Here is a 275-nt window from a genome sequence, read left to right as displayed (position 1 = left end):
CTTGGCGGTGACCGACGGCATGGCTGAATGCACGCCGAAGACGCGGGCCTCGTAACTCGCGGCCGCCACAACGCCACGTGCCGCGGATCCACCGACGGCCAGTGGTAAGCCACGCAGCTCCGAATTGTCACGTTGCTCGACCGAGGCATAAAAGGCATCCATATCGATATGGATGATTTTGCGCACGGGTTGTACGCTCCCCATGACGTGAGTGCCCACAGGATAAGCCGGCATTTCGTGAACGGGCGTCTGGCTGCTCTGCTCCCGCTGGGTAC

1 pseudogene is annotated in these 275 nt (G+C 61.8%); it reads right to left on the bottom strand.

Going from position 1 to position 275, the window contains the following annotated elements:
• Positions 1 to 204, bottom strand: a pseudogene (locus tag SB764_RS39940) (DNA polymerase IV); the annotation flags it as partial.
• Positions 205 to 275 lie beyond the last annotated feature (71 nt).

The organism is Paraburkholderia sp. SIMBA_027 (assembly GCF_046535315.1).
Lineage (GTDB): Bacteria > Pseudomonadota > Gammaproteobacteria > Burkholderiales > Burkholderiaceae > Paraburkholderia > Paraburkholderia tropica.
Note: the sequence above shows the minus strand (reverse complement) of the source record. Positions and strands in the feature narration are given on the sequence as shown.